Genomic DNA, 21686 nt, shown 5'->3' with positions numbered 1-21686 from the left:
AGAGGGTGACACACATGAGCATCAAAGCTGAAGAAATCAGTGTCCTGATTAAACAGCAGATTGAAAACTATCAATCTGAATTGAAAGTAGACGATATTGGTACGGTAATCACAGTCGGTGACGGTATCGCTCGTGTTCATGGCCTCGACAACGTCATGGCTGGAGAACTTATTGAGTTCTCAACTGGTGTATTGGGTATGGCACAGAACTTGGAAGCCAACAACGTTGGTATCATCATCTTAGGGCCTTACACAGACATCAAAGAAGGCGATGAAGTACGTCGAACTGGCCGCATCATGGAAGTGCCAGTAGGACCAGAACTTATCGGACGCGTAGTAAATCCACTTGGACAGCCAGTAGACGGCTTAGGTCCAATCAACACAACAAAAACTCGCCCAATCGAAAGCCCGGCTCAAGGGGTTATGGCCCGTAAATCGGTTCACGAACCACTTCAGACAGGGATTAAAGCGATTGACGCTCTAGTGCCGATCGGCCGTGGACAGCGCGAATTGATCATCGGTGACCGCCAGACAGGTAAAACTTCTGTAGCGATCGATACCATCTTGAACCAAGCTGACCAAGACATGATTTGTATCTATGTAGCAATCGGGCAAAAAGAATCTACAGTACGTAACGTAGTTGAAACTTTGCGCAAAAACGGTGCACTTGATTACACAATCGTAGTGACAGCTTCTGCTTCACAACCAGCTCCATTATTGTACCTGGCTCCTTACGCTGGTATCTCTATGGCTGAAGAATTCATGTTCGAAGGCAAGCACGTCTTGATCGTATACGACGATTTAACAAAACAAGCGTCTGCTTACCGCGAACTTTCACTATTGCTTCGTCGTCCACCAGGCCGTGAAGCTTATCCAGGGGATGTTTTCTACTTGCACTCACGGTTATTGGAACGTGCTGCGAAATTGAACGAAACTTTAGGTGCCGGCTCAATTACAGCTCTTCCATTCGTTGAAACGCAAGCAGGCGATATTTCTGCTTACATTCCAACAAACGTAATTTCGATCACTGACGGACAAATTTTCCTTCAGTCAGATCTATTCTTCTCGGGTGTACGTCCGGCAATCAACGCAGGTCTTTCTGTATCACGCGTAGGTGGTTCAGCACAGATCAAAGCAATGAAAAAAGTTGCGGGTACTTTGCGTCTTGACTTGGCTGCATTCCGTGAGCTTGAGTCGTTCTCTCAATTCGGTTCAGACCTTGATGCAGCGACTGCAGCAAAACTTGAGCGTGGGAAACGTACTGTTGAAGTATTGAAGCAAGATTTGAACAACCCGATTAAAGTTGAAAAACAAGTTGTTATTTTCTATGCATTGACTCGCGGATTCCTTGATGATATTGCAATTCAAGACATTCAGCGTTTTGAAGCGGAATTGACAAGCTGGCTGGATTCCAACCACACTGAAATTTTGGAAACTATTCGCAAAACTCAAGGTTTGCCTTCTGATGAAGCATTTGGAGCAGCAATCAACGATTTCAAACGCACATTCGCAAAATCAGAATAAGAGAAACTGTGTACAGCTGAGTTTCTTAATTCCGCTGAATGCCGGTTGATCTAAACTGCTGAATAAGGCAGGGCAATAACTTTGTTCGAATATGAAGAAAAAATAATAAGGTGGTGAAATACCAGTGGCATCTTTACGCGATATAAAAAACCGAATTTCGTCAACCAAGAAAACAAGCCAAATCACTCGAGCGATGCAGATGGTTTCTGCGTCAAAGCTGAGCCGTGCGGAATTGAATGCGAAAGCATTCGTCCCTTACATGGATAAAATTCAGGATGTAGTCGCTTCTATTGCACAAGGTTCGAATGAAACCCACCCAATGATGACGACTCGCCCTGTTGCTAAAACAGCTTATCTCGTGATTACATCGGATCGCGGTTTAGTCGGCGGATACAATAGTAATATTCTTCGTACAGTAATGGCGAGAATCCGCCAGCGCCATACATCCAATGATGAGTTTGTTATCCTCAGCGTTGGTCGTAAAGGTCGGGATTTCTTTGCCAAGCAGGGAATGACGATTCTTGAAAGTGCGATTGCACTGCCGGATCACCCAACTTTTGCTGATATTAAAGAAATTACGCGCAAAGCTGTTGGTATGTTCTCAGATGGTACGTATGATGAAGTTTATATGTACTACAATCACTTTGTCTCAGCTATTCAGCAAGAAGTTACTGAAAAGAAAGTTTTGCCATTAACGGATATCCAAGCGACTGGAGCAACTGCTTCCTACGAGTTCGATCCATCAGCTGAAGCGATTTTACAAGTGCTTCTTCCGCAATATGCAGAGAGCTTGATTTTTGGTGCTGTTCTTGACGGCAAGGCAAGTGAACACGCTGCGTCCATGACCGCAATGAAGAGCGCAACCGACAATGCGTCTGACTTGATCGATGGATTGACACTTTCATACAACCGGGCACGCCAAGCAGCGATTACTCAGGAAATCACTGAAATCGTCGGCGGGGCAGCTGCTTTAGAATAGAAATTATAAGTTGAATTAAAGAATCATCCTTTTACACATCGCTTCGGCCGCTTTGGGCATGGCTCCCGCTAGAAGCCGAGAAGAACACTCGTCTTCCAGCTACGCCTAGCCCCTGAACGCGCCGGCGCTAAGAGATCTCTTGATATGGAGCAAAACAGCGGAGACTCCCGCGGAGCAGCGTAAGCGACGAGAAAGCCGAGACCCCGCAAGGCGCGAAGCGACTGAGGAGGCTTGGCGCTCGCCCGCAGGAAAGCGCAGCTGTTTTGAGGAATATCAACGTTATATAGTAAAAACAGTAAGACAGGAGGGAACAGCATGAACACAGGACACATTCTTCAAGTTATGGGTCCGGTTGTAGACGTTAAGTTTGCCAATGGCCAGCTTCCAGAAATCTACAACGCCCTAACTGTACTCATTGATCGTCCAGGCCAACAACAAGTGAAATTGACACTTGAAGTGGCTCTACACCTTGGTGATGATTCCGTTCGCACGATTGCGATGGATTCCACTGACGGATTGCAACGCGGTTCAGTAGTAACCGACTTGGGCAGCCCTATCACTGTTCCAGTTGGAGATGTAACATTAGGCCGTGTATTTAACGTACTCGGAGAAGTAATCGACTTAGGTGAAGAAATTCCGTTGTCTGAACACCGTAATCCTATTCACCGTTTAGCTCCGACATTTGAACACCTTTCAACAGAAGTTGAAATTCTTGAAACAGGCATTAAAGTAGTTGACTTGCTTGCCCCTTATATCAAAGGCGGTAAAATCGGTCTCTTCGGTGGTGCCGGTGTAGGTAAAACAGTTCTTATCCAGGAATTGATCAACAACATCGCTCAAGAACACGGTGGTTTATCCGTATTCGCTGGTGTTGGTGAACGTACACGTGAAGGAAATGACTTGTTCTTTGAAATGAGCGATTCTGGCGTTATCAAGAAAACGGCAATGGTATTCGGACAAATGAACGAGCCGCCTGGCGCACGTATGCGTGTAGCTTTGACTGGTTTGACTATGGCTGAATATTTCCGTGACGAACAAGGCGCAGACGTTCTTTTGTTCATCGATAATATTTTCCGTTTCACACAAGCAGGATCTGAGGTATCAGCACTTTTGGGCCGTATGCCATCAGCGGTTGGTTACCAGCCGACACTTGCTACTGAAATGGGTCAATTGCAGGAACGCATCACAACAACTAGCACTGGTTCAGTAACTTCGATCCAAGCGATCTATGTACCAGCCGATGACTATACGGATCCGGCTCCGGCTACAACTTTCGCTCACTTGGACGCAACAACTAACCTTGAGCGTAAACTTTCTGAAATGGGTATCTACCCTGCGGTGGATCCTCTTGCATCAACTTCACGCGCTTTGTCGCCTGAAATTGTTGGAGAAGAGCATTATGCAATTTCCCGTCAAGTTCAAGAATCGCTTCAACGCTACCGTGAACTTCAAGATATCATTGCAATCCTGGGTATGGATGAGTTAAGTGATGAGGACAAGCTAACGGTTAACCGTGCACGCCGCATCCAAAACTTCCTATCTCAAAACTTCCACGTAGCTGAACAGTTTACGGGCCAAAAAGGCTCTTACGTTCCAGTACAGGAAACAATCAAAGGATTCAAAGAAATTCTTGCTGGTAAATACGACCACTTGCCGGAAGATGCTTTCCGCTTAGTTGGCCGCATTGAAGATGTAATCGAAAAAGCTAAAGGCATGGGCGTAGAAGTCTAAAATAAGGGACCAGGAGGGAAAAAAATGAAGACCATCATAGTCAATATTGTCACTCCCGACGGCCCGGTATACGATTCCGAAGTTTCTATGGTAATAGCAGTTACAGCAACGGGTGAGATGGGAATCTTGCCTGGCCATATTCCGACAGTAGCTCCTCTTGGAATCGGCGCAGTCCGATTAAAGAAAGAAAACTCGACTGAATTGGCAGCTGTAAGTGGCGGATTCTTGGAAGTTCGTCCTGACAAAGTAACAATTCTAGCTCAATCAGCAGAACTTGCGACAGACATCGATCTGGCGCGTGCACAAGAATCTGCAAGACGTGCAGAAGCGATACTTCAGGCGAACAAAGATGAAGTAGACTATCAGCGAGCAGAACTAGCGTTAAGACGTGCGAAGAATCGTATCAACGTTTATGAGGGTAACATTTAATTGAAAAGCGAAAACGGCCGTTCAGCTCCGGGAGACTTAAGATTAACTTCCGAAGCGGCGTTTTTTGCCGCACAGGAAGGGCAGCTTAAGGCCGAGGAGTTGGCCGTTGGAGTCTGGACACTAAATGTAGAAATAAAAAATTCAAAAAACGGGCAGAAGGGCAATTGACTTTTGCCCGTTTTTTTTACTATAAGGAGAGAGCAGCATGGAAGCTATGATTGGACAGACTGCCTTGATTTCTATTTTCAGCCATATCTTTTTTACCGGCGTCGCTTTTTACGCGCTGCGGGCGGTAATGTTTGAAAAATGGATCCGTAAACAGCATGTGCTTCAAGCACAGATTTTATATATTTTCCTGAGCATTGCCATTGGTACAGGAGTATCGACATTCTTTTTGAATATCTCCTCATGGTCTAGACAACTGCCTTACTTATTTTAAAATTTGCTTTTTTGCCATGAGAACGATTTTCGTGCACATGGCAAAAGGGCAAATTTTTTTATTTGCCTCAATGTTCTTTCTCCAATAGTTCTCTGTTTCCAGCTAGTTTAGCAGGATTACAGAAATCTTTATTTCCCGGGAAATAAAATTAATTTCCAGGTTTACCAGTGGAAAAAAAGGGAAAATTAAGTCTGTAATGAAAATGTAATATATTGTTATACATACAGCAAGCTCAGACAGATATACTTAAATATAGGACATACGGACATAAAATGTGAACGACTTTCGAAACATATAGCGTCAAAAAGAATAAAATTATAGAAAACATTGGATAGATACTTGTTATATTAGTATAAAACAGGTATTATAAAAAAGGTTTTGTTTCTAATTTATGACATTGGACTTTTAAATTTCGGAATTACATATAGATGTATGAATACTTAACAGATGGAGGGCATATCAGTGGATCAGATTATTGTACGAGGCGGCCAAAAATTAAAAGGGAAAGTTAGAGTAGAAGGGGCTAAGAACGCAGTATTGCCAGTTCTTGCCGGATCACTTCTTGCTTCAAACGGAAAAAGCATTATTAAAGAGGTACCTAACTTGGCGGATGTGTATACGATTCAAGAAGTACTGAAAAGTTTAAATGCTACGGTTGAATACTTTCCGGAGAAAAATGAAATGGTGATTGATTCATCACAGACATTATCAAGTGAAGCGCAATTTGAATACGTCAGAAAGATGCGCGCATCAATCTTGGTAATGGGGCCGTTGCTTGCACGTAATGGATTCGCTCGTGTTGCTTTGCCGGGAGGCTGTGCAATTGGATCACGTCCGATTGAACTGCACTTAAAAGGGTTCGAGGCAATGGGTGCACAAATTACTTTCGGGAACGGTTTTGTAGAAGCGGAAGTTAATGGCCGTTTGCGCGGCGCAAAAATCTATTTGGATTTCCCAAGTGTCGGAGCTACTGAAAACATTATGACAGCAGCTGCCTTAGCTGACGGAGTAACCATTATCGAAAACGCTGCGAAAGAACCTGAAATTGTTGACTTGGCAAATTACATCAATGAAATGGGCGGCCGGGTGATTGGTGCCGGAACAGATACTTTGCGCATTGAAGGCGTTAAAGAATTGCATGGCGCTGAGCATTACATCATACCTGACCGTGTAGAAGCTGGAACATTCATGGTGGCAGCAGCTATTACCCAAGGCGATGTCATTATTGAAAATGCGGTACCTGAACATATGCGCGCATTAATTTCTAAAATGGGTGAAATGGGTGTAGACATCGAGGAGACGGAAGAAGGGCTTCGTGTGCGCTCGAATCATCCGCTGCGTTCTATTGATATCAAAACGATGCCGCATCCAGGATTCCCAACAGACATGCAATCTCAAATGATGTCGTTGATGCTTACGGCCACTGGAAATGGGATCTTAACTGAAACAGTTTTTGAAAACCGGTTTATGCACGTTGAAGAATTCCGCCGCATGAATGCCTCTGTTAAAATCGAGGGGCGCTCAGTGATCATGGAAGGGCCTTCTAAGCTGCAAGGTGCTGAAGTGTCAGCAACGGACCTAAGAGCAGCTGCAGCGCTGATTTTAGCTGGTCTGGCGGCTGAGGGGATCACACGGGTCAATGAACTGTATCATCTGGACCGTGGCTATGTAGATTTCCACTTGAAACTGGCTTCATTGGGTGCGGACATCGAACGTGTCACCACTGCAGAAGCAGAAGTAAAAGAAGAACAAATGGCCTAATACATTATATTCTAAGCCTGTCAGCTTTTGTTGGCAGGCTTTTTGTTATTTGATGGGGAAGAAGAGAAGCCTGAACCATTTAGGATTCAAGCAGCCAATCTTTGAACAGCGCCAATGGTGAGAATGAAACGTCTGGTAATATTCTTTGAAAATTACAAAACTGGTCTTACTTCCTAGATGATTCTTTTTCTTTTCTAGTGGGACTATGCTAAAATGTTCACTTAGGAGAGTCTTTTTTGACTCGTATATATCGTGCGTTATTGGTGGGAGGGGAAACGGATAAATGTTCTCAAAAGATATCGGAATTGATCTCGGTACAGCCAATGTCCTGATTCACGTCAAAGGAAAAGGAATTGTCTTGAATGAGCCGTCAGTAGTGGCAATAGATCGAAAGACAAACCAGATTTTAGCAGTTGGAGAAGAAGCAAAGAAAATGATCGGCCGTACGCCTGATAATATAATGGTTATCCGTCCACTCAAAGATGGAGTTATTGCTGATTTTGATGTGACAGAAATTATGCTTAAATACTTTTTAGATCTTTTAAAAGTAAAAGGCTTTATGACCAAACCCCGCATTTTGATTTGCTGCCCGACCAATATCACAAGTGTTGAACAAAAAGCAATCCGTGAAGCTGCAGAAAAATCCGGCGGCAAAAAAGTGTTTTTGGAAGAAGAACCAAAAGTGGCTGCAATTGGAGCAGGAATGGATATTTATCAGCCCAGCGGCAATATGGTCATTGATATGGGCGGTGGAACTACAGATGTTGCTGTCTTATCCATGGGGGAAATCGTCACAAGCGAATCCATCAAAGTTGCGGGAGACGTCTTTGACAACGATATTCTTCAATACATCAAACGCCATCATAAACTAATTATCGGCGAACGAACTGCTGAGGACATCAAAATAAAAATTGGATCGGTTTTCTCAAACGGCAGGAAAGAGGAAATGGAAGTGCGCGGACGGGATATGGCCACCGGGTTTCCGCGTGTCATTATCGTTCATTCTGCAGAAATTGAGCAAGCATTAAAAGAATCCGTTAACCTGGTTATCGCTGCTGCTAGGAAAGTATTGGAAAAAACACCACCGGAACTTTCTGCAGACATTATTGATCGCGGAGTGGTATTGACTGGTGGAGGAGCAATGCTTCATGGCCTCGACCACCTTCTTGCAGAGCATTTGAAAGTGCCTGTCATGGTTGCAGAGCAGCCGATGAACAGCGTCGCTCTTGGCACAGGAATCATATTGGACAATATGGATAGATTCTCCTTGCGCAAACAAGGCTTGTTAAAAAATTTCCAAATGCGGTCCAGCGAAGAGAAAAAAGCCACCACCGAGTGAACTTGATCTGGTACGTGACGAATGTCAGATGGCATTGATAAAATTATTTAGTATAATGACAACTAATGAAGATGCAAGTTCAATTCAGCACCAATAGTTGAGTTCTGGGCATTAAAGAGAAACTTCGACCGATGGGAGCTTTATCTCCTATTGATTGTTGGTTGATCCAGTCGGGCTTTTGCTGCCAGTGATCTCCCAAGTGGCGAAGAGGGAGTTTATTGACCGTTAAAGCGGGATAAAACCTTGGTTCAATAAGCGGCATGCATCGATGGAAAGGTTGACTGAGTGAATGGTTGATTCGAAAAAGAAGGTAAGCCTTCAGGAAAAGGAACAAAAAGAAACAACTGCAAAAGCGGAACCGAAACAGCGCAAGTGGGTACAAATTCGCCTGTTTCCTATTTGGCTGCGGATTGTAATTGTCATAGCTTTGATAGCATTAGCAATGGTTCTCGGAGTTATGGTCGGATATGGCGTTATTGGAGATGGCAATCCGCAGGACGCGTTGAAATGGGAAACGTGGCAGCATATCATTGATATCATGAGCGGAAAGAAATAACTTCCGCTCCTGTTTTATTTCATTTATTAAGGAGCTGGAACAATGTTAACAGTTGAACAAATTCAGGCAATTTTGCCGCACCGATATCCGTTCTTAATGGTAGACCGGATTTTAGAAATTGAAGAAGGAAAAAAAGCGGTCGGATTAAAAAACGTAACGGCAAATGAAGAATTCTTCAACGGCCATTTTCCAGGCTACCCGGTTATGCCGGGGGTGCTGATTGTTGAAGCACTTGCGCAAGTAGGAGCTACAGCAGTTCTGCAAATGGAAGCAAATAAAGGCCGTTTGGCATTTTTCACGGGAATCGACAATTGCCGGTTCAAACGCCAAGTGGTTCCTGGCGATCAGTTAAGACTGGAAGTTGAATTGACCAAAGTCCGCGGTTCTATGGGCAAAGGGCATGCAATTGCTTCTGTAGATGGAGAATTGGTATGCGAATGCGATATCCTTTTTGCTTTAGGGCCTGTAGTAGGCGAAAAGCAGTAAAACAGAAAAAAGAGGCTGCCAGGAGTGAAATATTCCTGGCAGCCTCTTTTTTCTATTCACGTTTTTGCTCCGTCTTTCCGCAGCCCTGGGCGTGTCCGCATGTCGTGTTCAAAGCGTTCCAGCAATTCCGTACCTTCAAGGCCGTCTTCAAGAAGCTCAGACAGCAAGGACTCCGCATATTTGCGGCGTACCCGTTTCAAGGTGCCTTTCATCAGCACAGAAATCTGGTCACCCATCACTTTGACGCCGTATATCGCTACTTGGAAAGTAGCAGGCTCGTTGTCAGGGTAGGAGATGACCACTTTTACATCATATATGTCACCGGAGTTCATCATCTTTTGGAAAGTTTCCTGATACTCAAGGTCCATGAGCATTTCGAGCACCCATGAACGATGGCTATTTTCCTGGTTAATGATGATGCCGTCCTGCAGCGGATAGTTGATTACTTCCTCGTCGTTTACCACGCCCAAAGACAGCATTTTAAATGTCTTCATGGAAATCCCTCCAAACATCACTTTTTTACAGTATATCACAGCCATAATTTCTCCGGCTATCAGCATAAAATATTCTGGAAATATGCTAAATATTATTTTTCACAAGATGGAGAAAGCTTACCAACTGGGCATTCCATCCTCATGCATAGATAAAAATCTTTTTCAGCAGTATTCAAAAATAAAATATTGCAGGCATAAATGCGGCAAAAATAATTTTTGGTATTTTGCACAATATTCACTTTGCTTAGTATGCTTTCTGTAATTCCAAAGGAGGTGAGTAAATGAACCAAGTCGGAATTGTAGGTCGATTAACGAAAGATCCGGTAAGCCGTGTCATGAGTGAAGGCCGCATACATACTTCTTTCATTGTAGCGGTGTCCCGGAACTATAAAAATCAGAAAGGGGAAATAGAAACCGATTTTGTCCTTTGTTCGTCATGGGGCCGTCCAGCCCAAAACATTTCGAAATACTGTGTGAAAGGGTCGCTTATTGCTGTCACGGGCCGGCTGCAGTCCCGGCATTATGACAAAGAAGACGGAACGCGTGTGTATGTCACTGAAGTGTTGGGTGATCAAATCCGCTTTTTGGACAAAAGGAAAGAAAAAGAAGAATCCGCCCACAGACAGCCGGAGCCCGAGTCTGAAGCAGACTTTGACTTCCAGCCGCCTGGGACGGATGGAGTAAACGTTTAACGCCAAACAAAGGAGGCACTTAGGAATGCCAAAAGACGCGCAGTTGCAATTGGAAGTGCATATGGAGCAATTGATCAAAATGACGGCTCAGCTTCATCGGCGATTGGCAGAGGCGGAGCGGGAACTAAGTGAGTTAAAAGCAATTTTCCGTTCCGTCCAAAAGGGTGATGGTCTTTCCGTCTAAAATGGGAATTCGGTCAGGTGGGGGCCTGACCGAATTATTTATAAATTATAAGAAAACAATTCTTTTAGTTCGTGATCTGACAGTTCCGTCATCCACTGGCTGGATTGGATAAACTGCTCGGACATTGACTGCTTCTGCGTCAGCAGGGAGTCAATTTTCTCTTCGATCGTCCCGATGGTCACAAATTTATGGACATGGACAAATTGCGTTTGGCCAATGCGGTAAGCACGGTCAGTCGCCTGATTTTCAACAGCAGGGTTCCACCATCTGTCTGCATGCAGGACATGAGTGGCAGCAGTCAAGTTCAGGCCGGTGCCACCTGCTTTCAGAGATAGGATAAAGATTGGGAATTCACCTGCTTGGAAAGAAGCGACCAGCGAATCCCGCTGATTTTTTGGCATGCTTCCTGTCAAGAACGGAACTTCATGGCCATATAATTCATTGATCGCTTGCTGCAGCAAATGGCCCATGCCGATGTATTGCGTAAAAATCAAACATTGTTCCCCGCGTTCTGCAATTTCCCCGGCGAGAGTCACAATACGCTCCAGCTTCTGAGATCTAGGCAGTATTTCTTCAGCAGAACTATAAGGTTCTTTCAGATACAGTGCTGGATGATTACATAGCTGCTTTAATTTGCTTAACATTTTCAGCACAAGCCCTTTTTTCTCGAAGCCTGTGAGCGTCTCCATTTTCTGCACCGTATCCTGGACCAAACCTTCGTATAAAGCAGCTTGTTCCGGAGTAAGCGGACAGTATTCCAACTGCTCTAGCTTTTCCGGCAAGTTCAGCTGCAAGTCGGGATCTTTTTTCGTCCGGCGCAATAAGAAAGGCTGAATGCGTTTGCGCAGTTTTTCCTTATGTTCTTCTGAATCATCGCGTTCAATCGGAATCATAAAGTTCTCTTGGAATTGTTTGATGCGATATAAGTAGCCTTTATTGATAAAGTCGAAAATTGACCATAATTCAGAAAGCCGGTTTTCAATCGGTGTACCAGTCAGCGCTATATGGTGATTCCCTTTAAATTTACGGATGGTCCGTGACTGTTTCGTATACATGTTTTTGATGTTTTGCGCTTCATCGAGAGTGATGCTGGTCCAATGGACCGCTTGGATTTCCACCGCATCAGAAGAAGCGATTCCATAAGTCGACAACACAACATCCGGTTTTTCGTCATTCAAGAAGTGTAAAAATTCCCCTTCTTTCGGGCGAGTGCTGCCGTAATGGGTGACGACTTTCAAATCAGGAGCAAAGCGCTCCAGCTCTTTTTGCCAGTTGCCGAGTACGGAAGTCGGGCAAATGATCAGTGACGGCTGTTCCGGATTTTTTCCGTGTACATGCAAGAGATAAGCAATCAACTGCACCGTTTTTCCAAGACCCATATCATCCGCCAGGCAAAGGCCAAATCCTTCTTGCCGCATAAAGACCAGATAATCGAATCCGGTTTTTTGGTACGGCCGAAGTTCTGTCAGTAAATTTGGAGGGATCGGCGTTTCCGGCAAATCACGTTTGTCGAGCAGCTTATCGAGCAGCAAACGAAGCGATTTGTTCAGATGGAATTCGACTAATGGGTCGTCTTCTTCTTCGGATTCTTCATTGAACATGATTTCCGGCACATTCTGGAACAGCATGTCTTTGATCGTCCATTCCGCATCATCGGCTTCTTCAATCATTTTCCGCAATTGCATCAGCAGATTTGAATCGACGCGGACCCATTCATTGCCGATGCGGATAAATTCCTTGTTTTCAGCAACAAGCTGCTGGAAATCCTGCATGCTGAGTTCATGGCCGTTCAATGAAAACTGCCAGTCAAAACGGACGATCTGATCCAGACCTACCACCGATGCCTTTTTGACAGGGGAGTGGATATTTGCCCGCACCCGTACTTTCGATTCCTGGACAGCTTTCAGCCAAGACGGAATGGAGACTTCGATGCCGAATGCCTGCAGGATTTCTGCATCATTGCGCAAAAACTCAAGCACTTGGGCATCTGTCCATTCTTCATGGAAAAGACGGCTTTCGTCATAGCTCTCCACCGACGGGCATAGGCTTAGCAGCAGGATCTGCTGCTGTCTGATTTCCTGGGAATGGACTTTCCATTTCTCAGGAAGGACCTTTTCAATCGGCTGATCAGCGCGGCGTTTTGACGGAGACCAGTAGACCGTACCGCGTTTTGGACGCAGCACTACTTTAAAAGACCAAAAAGCATCCGTATCCGGTTCGCTCAATTGTGCAGCTATAACGTAATCTTCAGTTGCTTGTAGGCCTTGCCAACCCGCGTGCTGAACAAAATGCTGGATAAATGGCAATTGTGCGGGAGTCAACCCTTTTTGCCGTAATTGGTGTTGAATGGTATCGATAAGGAAGGCCTGGATTTCCGGATCGCCATAAGCCGGGTCGAACAGGATATCTTCACCGTCCACTGATATATGGTTCCATAAGTCTGGGTCGTTCAGCGAATCGGCCACTTTTCCGGCCAGTTTCAGCCAGGTGTCGTCTTCGGCGCGCTGCCCTAAGAATGAAACATAATGATGGGGAGCCTGCTGAAACAATCGGACAAATTCCGCCGGCGTCAAAAGCAGGTCTAATCCATCGATTCGCGCGGTTAATCCATAAAAGCTTTCTTTATCTAGAAAATACAAATACGGTTTCCAAATTTCCGGAGGTATCCGGTTTCCCAATTCATTTGTTGCCTGGATGTGAAAATCTTCCATGCGATTGATTTTCAAGTAATAAGTGCGGCTTCCTTCTATTTGGAACTGATTCATACAAGATGTCCTTTCTCGATCTCTTCCTGGAGTGCCCGCAGACGTTTGTTTTGTGTCCGGATTTCAGTCATATAGGCTTTCCAAAACTCCATTTGACCGCTTTTTTTACAGGCGGCTTTCATTCGCTTCCAGATCCGGACCGCCTGTTTATAGCTCGGCCGGGTGCGTTCTTCCAAGTAATCCATTGCATACCGGTGGAAAAGCGGCAATACGTAGTCTGGAGCGGCTTCCTGAACTTCTTTCAAGCCGCATTCTTCGGCAAAATACAGCGGTGAATTATGAAGATGGTGCAATTCCGCCCATTGTTTATAAAGTTGTTTTTCAATCAGGTAAGTAGAGTAAGCCGGCAGCCCGTAATGGCCAAATTGTTTGAACAAGTCTTCCCAATCCGTTTCGCTTAAATGGATTTGTGAAAACAGGCGGCTCAAAACACGGACATACTGATGGCGGTATTGTGTATATAAACCATCGAACAGGAATGTTTTTACGTTCGGTTTAACGGCCATTAAAATAGCCGCCAATGCCTGTTCATGCTGTTCTTCTTCTGCCAGGATGGCAAGCTGCACCCAATCGGGCGTCTCTTCCGGTGAAATTTTCTTCACTGAAACATCGTCTTGCAACAAAATTGCGAAAAACGCCTCAATCCGGTTTTCAGGCCGGTCAAAAGCAGATATCTCTTCCATCCGCAGTTTATTCGTTGTAAAAAGAGTGGTCCAAAACAAACGGTAAACCGTAAAGCGCTGTGAAAACGAACCGCCTTTCACTTGGACAAAAGAACGGACCAGCTGCCGCAAATGCTTTAAGAAATCATCTGCTTCAAATGTGCGGTGCTGGACACGCAATTGCTCAAGCAAATCGCGGATGGCGTGGAGTTCATCTTCAAACCAAGTCTTAAAGAAAGAATGGTGCACTTCAGTCGTTCCGGCGATATACGTGTTCCAGACTTCCATAAGTGAAATTAGATGGGCGTAGGTGCGGTAAAACACTTTCCATTCCCGTTCAAGAGGCACAAAGGAAAGCGCATTTTTCAAACGCCCTTCATACATCTGTTCAAAATAAAAATAATTGCGTGTTGTGTAATCCGGAACTGGATCGCGCCAGGCATTGCGGATAAGCTGTGTCCATTGATCAGGTGACCGTTTGCTGGTAAGGAGACTAAGGGGATCAGAAGGGCGGGATCGCCAGTCAGCTACCCATTCTGATAGAGAGCCGATTTTCTGGTAAAGCGCAAAAACCACAGCCAATTTATGGCGGCACATCTCTTCCTGCGGACAAGCGCAAGCGGCGTTCAATTTATCGAAGTTTAACAGAACTTTAACTGTATGGGCATCTTTGACGATTGCTTCAAGCAATAGCCGCTCTTCATTGAACGACAAAATCTGCACTCCGTCATGGCGCACTAAAAAGACTGCTTTTCGAACCATTTCCTCATCCTGCTCACGCGATGGATTGAGTGATTTGTCGATAGCAGCCATATAATTGTGTATCGTGTCATCGAACCGTTTTGCTAGGGATTGAACCGTAGCCATATGCATCGCTCCAAATAAAAACTTTCCTTCTATTATACGGCTTTCAGAGAGCTCCGTAAACGATGAAGAAAATTTAGTGCTTATCTTTTGATGGATCTGTGGGTTTTCACTGACGGATTTCTGCTGCCGGCGGCGTGAATTTGGTTCTGTTTTATATCAGTTGAACTGAAAAATGATTTTTGAAAATCCCGCTTCGGCCGCTATGGGGAGGACTTCCACGATAAGCCGGGAAGGACACTCGTCTCATCGCTCCACCTTGCCCGTGGACGCGTCGGCGCTAGAGAAGCTTTCTGGAAAAGAGAGGACCATTGATACAGCTTTTTGATGATTGATCACTTAAATCCGAAGAAAAACAGCAGAGACGCCCATGGCAAGCGGAGCTGTTTTGTGAAATATCTGCTGCTGTAAATAACTTGTCCAATCCGTGTAAACCTAAAAAACAATAACGAAAGGAGAATGGACTTGATGGATTCCTATGTTTTAGCAATTCCGGATTTAAGGTATGTAATAACTCCAGAGGCAATCAGCCGGTGGGAGCTTTTCTGGCGGCATGCAGACAGCTGCTTCCCAAAAGTGGAATGGCAGGCGGCTGCGTCGCATGATAGTTTCGTATTTACCAACAATGAGCTATTTCCGGATAGCCCTTTAAAAGAAGTGCGCATCGATTTTCATGCCAATTGCATCATCTTCAAAAAAAGGGAAACGGAAGAACAGGAATTCGAAATATTTCTCCGCTCTCTAATGGATTCTTTATTTATTCTAATCCCCTCCAATGAGATGCATTTTATTGTGTCTCCAAAGAAGCAGCGCCGTCACAATTTGGCATAATGGTTTGATTAGCCCTGTGCTTTTTTGTATCGGAAATGAGAGATATATGATATTATGAGTGTAGTAAGAATATTCAAATTCTTTTTGAAAAGGGGGGGAGTGTCATGCTGCATGTTAAATTGATGAAACCTTTTTATACAAAGAAAGAAGATCATCTCGTAAGGTTCGTATTTGCCTATCAATACTTCTCGATTCTTAAAGATGATGAACTGTTTCATTTTATTCCAGTAGAAGGCAAAGAGATAGTCGTCAATTTAAATACATTTCAAGTAGAGAATCTATCTGAAGTGTTTGTGTTCCAAAAAGGCAACAGATTTATCCGATTGCCGCTATATCAGTTGCTGTTAGTGTCTGATATCCACATGCATCTGCAAGCCATATTGCAGGAAGAGAGAGAAGGTCTGCTGGAAGTGAACGACCAAGCAAAACAGGAAGCGGAAGAAGCTATTCATTTTCTTGAACAGGAAAACTTTAACCGTATGATTGATTACGCTTTGGCCGCACACGATGAAGCGATGTTCAATGACTTGATTAAACAACAACAGGAAAATGGAGGTTTGTAAAGTGAATTTAGCCTATGGATAAAACGCCTGCCCGGATCAATTGAGAGCAGGCGTTTTTGTATACATAAAAAAACGCATAAAAGCCCCTTTCCAGATTTCCGGAAAAGGGCTTTTAATATACTCCGATATGCATAAGTCACCTCTTACATTAATGTGAAGAAATTCAGGAACAGCATTAAGGCAGTTGAACCGGCTAATCCAATTGCAAGATCTTCCCACTCTAGTTCAAGCACTTTATCAAAATTCATACATATCCACTCCCTGTGTTGGTTTTATAAAAGAAGATCTTCCCTGCAAGTTATAAGGTTTTGGTAAGCCGTTTTATAACTTGTTTTTAATCATATAGCAAGATCAATTTCTTATCATGGACCAAAATGACTAAAAATTCTAAATTATCGTTGTTTTTAATTAATATTTTCCAATTTTTATTAAATTAATGAAGATTTCTTAAAGGAATTTATTGAAATTCGGCCGCTGTATTGAGAGATTTAGTTTGATGAAGTTCTTGAAGATCCACTAATTGTTAAAGTGGAGCAACAAAAAAAGAATTCCTTACATGAAAATTTCTGTGTTCATGAATATGAATTTCGCAGGAGTTTTACTTTCTGCAGCAAAGCGGTATGCTTACATACATGAAGACTAGTTAAAATAGGAGTGGATGCTTGTGCGAATCAAACCAAGGCGTTTGAAAAAAGGGGATACGGTAGGAGTGATTTCACCGTCAAGCCCGCCAAATTTAGAGAATTTGAAGAAGGCTTTGCCGTTTTTGGAACAATTGGGGCTGAAAGTGAAAATGGGAAAATCAGTGGAAGCGAAGAACGGCCATTTGGCTGGAACGGATGACGAGCGGCTTGCGGATTTGCATGCCATGTTCGAAGACCCGGAAATTTCAGGCATCATCTGTGCAGGCGGCGGATATGGATCAGCGCGTTTGGCGGAAAGCATCGATTTCCAGATGATCAAAGAAAATCCGAAAATATTCTGGGGCTATTCAGATATTACGTTTTTACATTCGGCAATTGGCCAATACTCGGAGTTGGTGACATTTCATGGGCCGATGCTGGCGTCGGATGTGGGCAAAGAGGAATTTCATGAACGCAGCGCCCGGATGTTCGGCCAGTTGTTCGGGCCTTTCGAATTGCATTATTCCGAAGAAATTTCTCCGCTTACAGCGCTCAGCGCAGGAATGGCACAAGGGGAACTGGTCGGGGGAAATCTATCGCTGCTGCGAAGCGCCATCGGCACCAAGTTCGAGCTGGACGTGAAAGGCAAGATCTTGTTGATAGAAGACATCGACGAAGAGCCTTATCAAGTGGACGAATTGCTGAACCATTTGCGGATGGCCCGAAAATTTGATGAAGTGGCCGGAATTGTCATCGGAGACTTTAAAAATTCGGAACCGAAGAAAAAAGAAAGATCGTTGACGCTGGATCAAGTGTTTGATGATTACTTCAGTGAATTGAAAGTGCCGGTCGTCAAAGGCTTTAAAATTGGACATTGTGAACCGCATTTTTCTGTCCCGCTTGGAGTGGAAGCCCAGCTGGATGCTGACGCTAAAACCTTGACCATTTTGCCGGGAGTCGAGTGAAAAACAGTTGAAAAAGCCTGGTGGCGTACAAGATGCAGGAGTATGCGGGTACAGCTGATTGCGGATGGGGGGCCTGGAACTGCCGGTTAAAATCTATGCAGCTTAAGAGGTGAAATTCTGTCTTTTTTATGATATAATAAATAGATATTGTTTCTACTAAAGAGAGGCGAGGATAACGATGGCATTTCAACCACATGAAAAAGAGGTATCGGAATTTGTAGCAGCCCGCAGAATTGGTGAATGGATTTCCTTCACTCGCAACGGAGTGGAAGTTAACGGAACGATCTTTAAAATTATGGACAACTCGGTGATTGTCGAGATTTCACATGAAGATGCAAAGGAAATTGGTGCAGCATCCAACATGACCGTAATTTCACATAAGAAATACAAAATCGTATAAGATTTTTTAGAAACTCCTGCAGTTTGCAGGAGTTTTTTCATATTTAAGAAGAACAAATATGAACGGTTCCGGCAGCTTTCTTAAAGGAGCTTCTTTTTTAATGCTTAACAAACGGCGCCGGGATGCTTGTGATATTTGATACGCTTTTAGCTTAAAGACTGAAATATTAAAAAATGTGACAGCTTTATCGTTTCAAAGCGGTGTTTTTTTTGGTAAAGTTAAAGGGAGCAGAACCATCATTTGCGCTGAAAGGAATCACATACATGATATTTGATTTTAAATTCTGGCATTATTTTACCCGACAGGGAGAGTTAATACATAATTTGCAAGAAAACGAAATGCGGAAATTCAACCAGCGCCTTGCCTGGATTTTTGTTTTAGGGGTGCTTCTCTTTGCGCTGCGTGAAATCTGGGGGATGAATACCTCATCCTTGACTCCTTATTTAACGGAGGCGTCTTGGGATGCCTACACGCTTGCCCGCTGGACTTCGCTAGCGGGTACATTGATTTGGGCCGGGTTTTATTTAGCTTTCCATTCCTATGGTGTGGCTTTTCTCTTCAGCAAGCTGACGAAAATGACTTTTCGGGCAGCAATCGTGATGCAGGCGTACGTAGTGGCTTTACTGGTTATTGAAAAAGCCTTGACATTTTTCCTGTTTGCCGTAACGGGCTTTACGATGCCGGTATCGCTATTTTCGTTTGGCCCTTTAGCGGTTACGTTTTTGGACAATACATTGATGAACCATTCTTTCCTGATTTTTTTCTTTAATCAATTGACTATTTTCACATCGCTGATTATTGCAGTCCAATACCGTTATGTCCGCAGCTTTACGGCGTTTTCACCCAAGCTGATTTTATTGCTGCTGATTTTGATTCATATTGTGGCGGCACTGGCTATTGCAGCATTTAGTGCCTATGTGCCGCTGGGTGAGATGCTGAGCGATTTCACGAGAGGGGGAGCTTCTATTGAATAGGTTCTTTTTCATCGGGCTCTCTGTTGCGGTGACTGCTTTTATCTCCGCTAATGCTTTATTGCTGTTTGGAGAGAAAAGCAGCATCTCGAAAAATGTCTACGTCAGTGAATATGAACGGGCATACTCCAATACATATACAGAAAAACTGCCAAAAGAATCGATTGTGGCGCCGCGTGCCAGCACTCAGATTTATGTGCAGGAAAGGGAAGCAATCGATCAATGGACGGTCAATGAAGGCGACGCTGTCCAAGCCGGCTCAGAAATCGCTTTGCTGAACGAAGCGGAATCGGAAGGGCAGCGGGCGCTTTGGGAATCAGAAAAAAGCGCATTGGAATCAGAAAAAAGCGAAGTGCAAAGCTCATTGAGCGCACTCGAGTCTGCCCGTTCCAGCCAAAGCGGCAAAGAATCTGAAAATACTTCGGACCAATCGACCGAAACCAACGAAGACGGCGACATCATTGAATACAATTTCGATTTTTCTGTTGGCGTCGAAGTGCCACAAGACGGCTCGTTCGCAGCAGGAATTGCCCAAGCGGAACAGCGCCTGGCAGCTATCGAATCGCAATTGGCTGTCATCAACGCCCAGTTGAGCCAAAGTTTGGCGAGGCCGGCTTTGGTCAGCCCGGTGGAAGGCATTATAGCCAAAGTCAACCGGGATTCTTCACCGCTGAGTGTGGAAATCTATTCGGAGGAAAAGACATTTGTCACGTATGTATTGGAAGATGAATGGAAAGATGTCGCTGCTCAGGACCGTGTAATGGTTCAAGCGGAAGGGCTGGAGCAAGCCATTCCAGGGACAGTCATGAGTGTTTCCCAGATTCCGGCGGGAGATTCCAGGTGGCTCGAGGCTTACCGGGCGCTTGATCCGAAAAAGCAGGCCAACCCGATCGCTTTTTACGAAGTTCAAATCATGGCAGATGAGCCGATCAACGGCGAACTGCCATTTGGCAGTTCAGCAAATGCTGAAGTGATCATTAACGAAGCGGCCGAGGCAGTGGCAATGCCGCAGCCTTGGATTTTCAACCGCTACGATACAAGCGGCTTCGCCTATGTTCTAGCCGAGCAGGGCAATGCAGCTGTCGTTCCGGTTACGGTCAACTTCGAAGTGGATGGCAAAGCGGTCTTAAGCGACGGTATTGCACCAGGAACTGTGATGCTGAAAGACAGCACGTTGAGTGATTTCAAAACGCCGCCCAATGTCTTTATGCCATTCCCCAGTGAACAGCCGGATTACGAATTTGCCAAAAATACCAATTGGCGCAAGTACGTAGAATTTTTATTGGCAAGATAATTCACAAAAACCGACCCCGGAAGCTGCTGCTTTCGGGTTTTTTCTGTAAGGGACTATTTGACAGGATTCAGCTTATTGACCAACTAAAAAGCATGGGATTATGTGGAGAAGGCTAAAAGTAACCGCAGCGGCGTTTACTTTTTCGTAGAAGCGGCGTAAAATGAATGGATAATTCGGAACTCGAAAGAAGGCTTGACTTGATTGAATCAATGGAAAATTTATGCCATTTTAACATTTGTTATGCTCGTCTGGGGCTTTAATTTGCCTTCAGTGAAATACTTGGTGAAATTTGTCGATCCGGTAACTTTAACCGCATTCCGCATACTGACAGCCGGCATCACCGTTTTTATCATCCTGGCCTTCATGAAATTGCTTCGCTTGCCGCGCAAAAATGAATGGACGTTTATTGTGCTAGGCGCGCTTCTCAATGTGGTCGGACATCATTATTTTTTGTCCAGTGGACTGGCAATTACATCTGGTACGAACGCAGGGCTGATTTTAGGGACAGGGCCGATGCTGACAGCCGTGCTTGTTTCTTTAATCCTTCGAAGCTATCCTTCAAAACTGCAATGGGTGGGTGTGGTTATTGGGCTTGCCGGTGTGTCAGCCACCGTGATGGTAGGAAGCGGAGCAGCGGCCGGCATGAATATCGGCGACGTTTTCGTCTTTCTGTCAATACTTACCCAAGTGCTCAGCTTTCTCATCATTTCAAAATCGGCGAGTTCCATGGATCCTCGCCTGCTGACGGCGTATATGTTCATTGTGGGAGCCATCATCTTATTCATTATTTCGCTGATTCAGGAGCCAGGGGAAATCGGGGCTTTTGCAGATGTGACCCCTATCTTCTGGCTAACATTTTTCTTTTCAGCAGTGCTCGGGACCGCTGTTACCCATATGCTTTACAATTACTCCATCGGACAGGCGGGACCGACAAAAGCAGCTATTTTCATGAATTTGAATACTTTTTTCTCGCTGGTCGGCTCCGCGGTCATTCTTGGTGAAATCATCACCTCCCGCCATATTTTCGGACTTGTGCTGATTGTTATCGGAGTGCTGTTCGGATCCGGTGCTGCGGAAGATTTATTGAAAAAACGGAAAAAGCGGCTTAACGTGTGAGCCGCTTTTTGTCTATGCC

21 protein-coding genes are annotated in these 21686 nt (G+C 44.6%); 18 read left to right on the top strand and 3 right to left on the bottom strand.

Annotated elements, in window-relative coordinates:
• Positions 1–14: 14 nt before the first annotated feature.
• From atpA to fabZ, 9 genes are all read left to right on the top strand, one after another.
• Positions 15–1523 carry a F0F1 ATP synthase subunit alpha gene (gene atpA, locus QWY16_RS15410; protein ID WP_300990112.1) on the top strand — a complete coding sequence of 503 codons (1509 nt, stop codon included), beginning with the start codon at positions 15–17 and terminating at the stop codon, positions 1521–1523.
• A gap of 124 nt (positions 1524–1647) precedes the next feature.
• On the top strand, positions 1648–2502 hold the full coding sequence (atpG, locus tag QWY16_RS15405; protein ID WP_300990111.1) for an ATP synthase F1 subunit gamma: 855 nt from the start codon (positions 1648–1650) through the stop codon (positions 2500–2502).
• Positions 2503–2817: 315 nt separating this feature from the next.
• On the top strand, positions 2818–4233 hold the full coding sequence (gene atpD, locus QWY16_RS15400; protein ID WP_300990110.1) for a F0F1 ATP synthase subunit beta: 1416 nt from the start codon (positions 2818–2820) through the stop codon (positions 4231–4233).
• Between the two features lie 24 nt (positions 4234–4257).
• On the top strand, positions 4258–4662 hold the full coding sequence (locus QWY16_RS15395) for a F0F1 ATP synthase subunit epsilon (RefSeq protein ID WP_300990109.1): 405 nt from the start codon (positions 4258–4260) through the stop codon (positions 4660–4662).
• Positions 4663–4867: 205 nt separating this feature from the next.
• Positions 4868–5101 (top strand): DUF1146 family protein, encoded by a 234-nt coding sequence (locus QWY16_RS15390; RefSeq protein WP_300990108.1) that lies wholly within the window; start codon positions 4868–4870, stop codon positions 5099–5101.
• Between the two features lie 462 nt (positions 5102–5563).
• Positions 5564–6862 (top strand): UDP-N-acetylglucosamine 1-carboxyvinyltransferase, encoded by a 1299-nt coding sequence (gene murA / locus QWY16_RS15385; RefSeq protein ID WP_300990106.1) that lies wholly within the window; start codon positions 5564–5566, stop codon positions 6860–6862.
• A gap of 283 nt (positions 6863–7145) precedes the next feature.
• On the top strand, positions 7146–8201 hold the full coding sequence (locus QWY16_RS15380) for a rod shape-determining protein (protein ID WP_300990105.1): 1056 nt from the start codon (positions 7146–7148) through the stop codon (positions 8199–8201).
• A gap of 289 nt (positions 8202–8490) precedes the next feature.
• A complete protein-coding gene (locus QWY16_RS15375; RefSeq protein WP_300990104.1) occupies positions 8491–8757 on the top strand; it encodes a DNA-directed RNA polymerase subunit beta in 267 nt (88 codons plus the stop codon).
• 42 nt (positions 8758–8799) lie between these two features.
• Positions 8800–9243 (top strand): 3-hydroxyacyl-ACP dehydratase FabZ, encoded by a 444-nt coding sequence (fabZ, locus tag QWY16_RS15370; RefSeq protein WP_300990103.1) that lies wholly within the window; start codon positions 8800–8802, stop codon positions 9241–9243.
• Positions 9244–9299: 56 nt separating this feature from the next.
• Here fabZ and QWY16_RS15365 read toward each other — a convergent pair whose 3' ends face one another.
• Positions 9300–9737, bottom strand: a complete 438-nt coding sequence (locus QWY16_RS15365) for a YwpF family protein (RefSeq protein WP_300990102.1) — start codon at positions 9735–9737, stop codon at positions 9300–9302.
• Between the two features lie 281 nt (positions 9738–10018).
• Between QWY16_RS15365 and QWY16_RS15360 the strand changes: the two genes are divergently transcribed.
• Both QWY16_RS15360 and QWY16_RS15355 read left to right on the top strand, forming a co-directional pair.
• Positions 10019–10429: a single-stranded DNA-binding protein gene (locus QWY16_RS15360; RefSeq protein ID WP_300990101.1), complete on the top strand. Its 411-nt coding sequence runs from the start codon at positions 10019–10021 to the stop codon at positions 10427–10429.
• Between the two features lie 25 nt (positions 10430–10454).
• Complete coding sequence (locus QWY16_RS15355) at positions 10455–10613, top strand: hypothetical protein (protein ID WP_300990100.1); 159 nt, start codon at positions 10455–10457, stop codon at positions 10611–10613.
• Between the two features lie 38 nt (positions 10614–10651).
• On the opposite strand, the gene QWY16_RS15350 is transcribed toward QWY16_RS15355, so the two are convergent.
• Positions 10652–13378, bottom strand: coding sequence for a DEAD/DEAH box helicase (locus QWY16_RS15350; RefSeq protein ID WP_300990099.1), 2727 nt, complete (start codon positions 13376–13378; stop codon positions 10652–10654).
• Positions 13375–14907, bottom strand: coding sequence for a hypothetical protein (locus QWY16_RS15345; protein WP_300990098.1), 1533 nt, complete (start codon positions 14905–14907; stop codon positions 13375–13377). Before QWY16_RS15345 ends, QWY16_RS15350 begins: the two co-directional genes overlap by 4 nt.
• Positions 14908–15372: 465 nt before the next feature.
• Between QWY16_RS15345 and QWY16_RS15340 the strand changes: the two genes are divergently transcribed.
• The 7 genes from QWY16_RS15340 (at position 15373) to QWY16_RS15310 (ending at position 21667) form a co-directional block, all read left to right on the top strand.
• Entirely contained in the window at positions 15373–15735 is a 363-nt protein-coding gene (locus QWY16_RS15340; RefSeq protein ID WP_300990097.1) for a hypothetical protein, read from the top strand.
• A gap of 104 nt (positions 15736–15839) precedes the next feature.
• Positions 15840–16298: a transcriptional regulator gene (locus QWY16_RS15335; RefSeq protein WP_300990096.1), complete on the top strand. Its 459-nt coding sequence runs from the start codon at positions 15840–15842 to the stop codon at positions 16296–16298.
• 664 nt (positions 16299–16962) lie between these two features.
• Positions 16963–17886 carry a S66 peptidase family protein gene (locus QWY16_RS15330; protein WP_300990095.1) on the top strand — a complete coding sequence of 308 codons (924 nt, stop codon included), beginning with the start codon at positions 16963–16965 and terminating at the stop codon, positions 17884–17886.
• 178 nt (positions 17887–18064) lie between these two features.
• Positions 18065–18286, top strand: coding sequence for a DUF2187 family protein (locus QWY16_RS15325; protein WP_300990094.1), 222 nt, complete (start codon positions 18065–18067; stop codon positions 18284–18286).
• 263 nt (positions 18287–18549) lie between these two features.
• Complete coding sequence (locus QWY16_RS15320; RefSeq protein WP_300990093.1) at positions 18550–19260, top strand: hypothetical protein; 711 nt, start codon at positions 18550–18552, stop codon at positions 19258–19260.
• Entirely contained in the window at positions 19253–20551 is a 1299-nt protein-coding gene (locus QWY16_RS15315) for an efflux RND transporter periplasmic adaptor subunit (protein WP_300990092.1), read from the top strand. Before QWY16_RS15320 ends, QWY16_RS15315 begins: the two co-directional genes overlap by 8 nt.
• Before the next feature lie 201 nt (positions 20552–20752).
• Positions 20753–21667 (top strand): DMT family transporter, encoded by a 915-nt coding sequence (locus QWY16_RS15310; protein WP_300990091.1) that lies wholly within the window; start codon positions 20753–20755, stop codon positions 21665–21667.
• Positions 21668–21686: the final 19 nt, after the last annotated feature.

This window comes from Planococcus shenhongbingii (assembly GCF_030413635.1).
GTDB lineage: Bacteria > Bacillota > Bacilli > Bacillales_A > Planococcaceae > Planococcus > Planococcus shenhongbingii.
This window is presented reverse-complemented; position numbering and strand designations above follow the sequence as displayed.

Coding starts and splice junctions, on each gene's coding strand:
- atpA (WP_300990112.1), top strand. CDS start 15: ATGAGCATCAAAGCTGAAGAAATCAGTGTCCTGATTAAACAGCAGATT.
- atpD (WP_300990110.1), top strand. CDS start 2,818: ATGAACACAGGACACATTCTTCAAGTTATGGGTCCGGTTGTAGACGTT.
- QWY16_RS15395 (WP_300990109.1), top strand. CDS start 4,258: ATGAAGACCATCATAGTCAATATTGTCACTCCCGACGGCCCGGTATAC.
- QWY16_RS15390 (WP_300990108.1), top strand. CDS start 4,868: ATGGAAGCTATGATTGGACAGACTGCCTTGATTTCTATTTTCAGCCAT.
- QWY16_RS15380 (WP_300990105.1), top strand. CDS start 7,146: ATGTTCTCAAAAGATATCGGAATTGATCTCGGTACAGCCAATGTCCTG.
- QWY16_RS15375 (WP_300990104.1), top strand. CDS start 8,491: ATGGTTGATTCGAAAAAGAAGGTAAGCCTTCAGGAAAAGGAACAAAAA.
- fabZ (WP_300990103.1), top strand. CDS start 8,800: ATGTTAACAGTTGAACAAATTCAGGCAATTTTGCCGCACCGATATCCG.
- QWY16_RS15365 (WP_300990102.1), bottom strand. CDS start 9,737: ATGAAGACATTTAAAATGCTGTCTTTGGGCGTGGTAAACGACGAGGAA.
- QWY16_RS15360 (WP_300990101.1), top strand. CDS start 10,019: ATGAACCAAGTCGGAATTGTAGGTCGATTAACGAAAGATCCGGTAAGC.
- QWY16_RS15355 (WP_300990100.1), top strand. CDS start 10,455: ATGCCAAAAGACGCGCAGTTGCAATTGGAAGTGCATATGGAGCAATTG.
- QWY16_RS15350 (WP_300990099.1), bottom strand. CDS start 13,378: ATGAATCAGTTCCAAATAGAAGGAAGCCGCACTTATTACTTGAAAATC.
- QWY16_RS15345 (WP_300990098.1), bottom strand. CDS start 14,907: ATGGCTACGGTTCAATCCCTAGCAAAACGGTTCGATGACACGATACAC.
- QWY16_RS15340 (WP_300990097.1), top strand. CDS start 15,373: ATGGATTCCTATGTTTTAGCAATTCCGGATTTAAGGTATGTAATAACT.
- QWY16_RS15335 (WP_300990096.1), top strand. CDS start 15,840: ATGCTGCATGTTAAATTGATGAAACCTTTTTATACAAAGAAAGAAGAT.
- QWY16_RS15325 (WP_300990094.1), top strand. CDS start 18,065: ATGGCATTTCAACCACATGAAAAAGAGGTATCGGAATTTGTAGCAGCC.
- QWY16_RS15320 (WP_300990093.1), top strand. CDS start 18,550: ATGATATTTGATTTTAAATTCTGGCATTATTTTACCCGACAGGGAGAG.